The organism is Streptomyces sp. MK37H (assembly GCF_018035285.1).
Lineage (GTDB): Bacteria > Actinomycetota > Actinomycetes > Streptomycetales > Streptomycetaceae > Streptomyces > Streptomyces endocoffeicus.
In genome coordinates, this window is the sequence record NZ_JAAAYH010000706.1 from 1 (window position 1) to 2,778 (window position 2,778).

2 protein-coding genes are annotated in these 2,778 nt (G+C 75.7%); both read left to right on the top strand.

Annotated features, from left to right (window positions below; all coding sequences use genetic code 11):
* The first annotated feature begins 265 nt into the window (after positions 1-265).
* On the top strand, positions 266-1,531 hold the full coding sequence (locus GWI24_RS43030) for an HD domain-containing protein (RefSeq protein ID WP_210951458.1): 1,266 nt from the start codon (positions 266-268) through the stop codon (positions 1,529-1,531).
* A 240-nt stretch (positions 1,532-1,771) separates the two neighbouring features.
* Positions 1,772-2,758: a hypothetical protein gene (locus tag GWI24_RS43035; protein ID WP_210951457.1), complete on the top strand. Its 987-nt coding sequence runs from the start codon at positions 1,772-1,774 to the stop codon at positions 2,756-2,758.
* Positions 2,759-2,778: the final 20 nt, after the last annotated feature.

A 2,778-nucleotide genomic window follows, 5' to 3' on the forward strand; every position in this document is an offset into this window, starting at 1 on the left:
CCCGGTCAGCTCGGGCAGAGGCGAGCCCGGTGCCCCGGGCCGCCCCGGCTCACGCGACCGCGACGAAAGCGCGGCTCAGTGGCCCGCCAGGGCGGCCCGCGCCACCTCAAGGGCGGCCACCCCACGCGCCCTCGCCCGGATCGCCGAGCGGCACGCCCGCGCCCTCCACCGCACCCGCCGCCAACGAGCCGAGACCGCCGCCGCCCGTGAGGAGGGGCGGGAGCGCATATCCCGGGGCCGTTATGGCGGCCTTACGGTCGTCGCCGTGTATGGCGCGGCGGGGGCGCTCGCTGTGGTGGCGCTGGTGTGGACCGAGTGGCATGGCGTGCGGCAGGCGGAGGCGGCGCTGGCCTTCGGGGCGCTCATCGCCGTGGGGGAGGCGATCCGGTGCGTCGAGGCGCCGCCCGCGCTGCCGGGCGGCGGCGGGGGAGTGCCCGATCCGCGCGGTGAGCCAGCGCCCCTCGCCGCCGCCGGCGCCCTCGGTTACGCCGTGCTCGGGCGACTCGGCGGGGAGCCCGCCACCCACGGCGTCCTCCAGGTGGTCACCGTCGTCGTGGCCGCATCGCTCGCCGGGCTGGTGGCGCCGCTCGCGCTCGGCTGCCCGGTCGACCCCGGCCACACCGCCCGCCGGGTGCTGACCGCCGCGTTCGCCGCCGTCTGCTTCCAACCGCTGCACCGGACCGGCCGTTTGGCCGACTGGCTCGGCCACGGCCCGTCCATCGTCGGCTATTTGCTCGCCCTGCTGGCCCTGACCGCCCTGTGCGACGCCGTCCTGGCCGCCGCCCTCGCCCGCGCCCGTACCGGCTGGCCTTACGGGCCGCTGCTCCGCGACGAGTTGCGGTCGCTGCCCGGGGTCGGGGCGGCGGTCTGCGCGACCGCGGCCGTGATGGCGCTCACCGTGGCCGTCGCCGGGCTGTGGCCGGTGCCGGTGCTGGCGGTGCCGCTGCTGCTGATCCAGTACTCCTACCGCCGCTACGCCGGGATACGGGCCACCTACCGCCAGACCATCGCCTCCCTGGCCCGGTCGACCGAGATAGCCGGGTACACCCCGACGGGCCACGCCCGCGAGGTGGCCGGGCTCAGCCGGGCCGTGGGGCGTGAGCTGGGCCTCTCCGAGCCCCGGCTGACCGTGCTGGAGTACGCGGCGCTGATGCACGACATCGGCCAGCTGTCGCTGGTGGACCCGGTGCCCGCCGGGGCCACCGAACCGCTGCCCGCCGCTGAGCAGCGCAAAATCGCGCTGCTCGGCGGCGCTGTGGTGCGCCAGACCGGGGTACCCGCCGAGGTGGCGCTGGTCGTGGAGCGCCAGGCGGACCCGTACCGCGAGCAGCCGCTCGCCGCGCGTATCGTGCGCGCGGTGAACGCGTATACCGAGCTGGTGAGCGGGCCCGCGGCCGAGGGAGCGGCCGGGGTGGCCGCGCTGCGCGCCCTGGAGCGGCTGCGGCTGGCCACGGCGCGCGACTTCGACCCGGTCGTGGTCGAGGCGCTCGCCACGGTGCTGTCGCGCGGGGTTTACGGCCGCCCCCGGTGAGAACTGAGAACTCGCCGGTAATGAGCGGGGCTCCCGAGGGGCATGGTTGGATGCGAGGAGAGGGGTGCCAGGCCAGATGGCCGGTGGCAAGGAGGTGTGGTGGGTGTCGCATCCCGGCCGCAGCGTGAGGGGTCGGGCTGAGATGTCCGCGAATGTGTGGCAGGTTGTCTTCAAGGGAGGGCGACGCCGTCCGCGAAGGCATCTGGTACGGGACGACTTCGATACCGGCAGGCGGGAATCGTGAAGATCTTCGGCAAGGTACGGCACCGGCCGTCCGCCTCATGGCGGCAGGCCACGGACCGTGCGTTCACGCTCATCGGCGACGGCCGGTACGAGGACGCGGGCGCACTGCTGACCCGCGCCGCCGACCTGGAGCCGTGGCTGTCGGAGTCCTGGTTCAACCTGGCGCTGCTGCACAAGTTCCGGCACGACTGGGAGCAGGCGCGCGCCGCGGGGCTGCGGGCGGTCGCGCTGCTGGACCGCGAGACGGGCGCTCCGGACTGGTGGAACGTGGGGATCGCGGCCACCGCGCTGCAGGACTGGCCGCTGGCCCGCCGCGCCTGGCAGGCGTACGGGCTGAAGGTGCCCGGAGAGGCGTCCGCGTCCGGTGAGCCGCTCGGCATGGCGCTGGGCAGCGCGGCGGTGCGGCTGTCCCCGGAGGGCGAGGCCGAGGTCGTCTGGGGCCGCCGGCTGGACCCGGCCCGGATCGAGGTGCTGTCCATCCCGCTGCCGTCGTCCGGGCGACGCTGGGGCGAGGTGGTACTGCACGACGGCGTGCCGCACGGCGAGCGGGTGACCTCCGCGGGCCCCGCGTACCCGGTCTTCGACGAGATCGAGCTGTGGGCGCCGTCCCCGGTGCCGACCTGGGTGGTGCTGCTGGAGGCGGCCACCGAGGCCGACCGGGACGCTCTGGAGCGGCTCGCGGCGGACGCGGGCTTCGCGGCCGAGGACTGGTCGTCGTCGGTGCGGCTGCTGTGCCGTTCCTGCTCGGAGAGCCGGATGCCCAGCGACGAGGGCGAGGGCGAGCATCTGGACCCGCACGACCACAGCGAACCGGGCCATCCCGGCCCGCTGGGCCACCGTATGGCGGGCTCGGGCTCGCTGTGGGTCCCCGAGCGCGAATGCGGGATAGCGGCGCCCGGGGGGCTGGTGCGGGGGCTGCTGGACGGCTGGGTCGCGGACAGCCCGGACACCCGCGAGTGGCGGGACCTGGAAGAGGTCTGCTGACCGCCTGGCGGCTGGCGGCT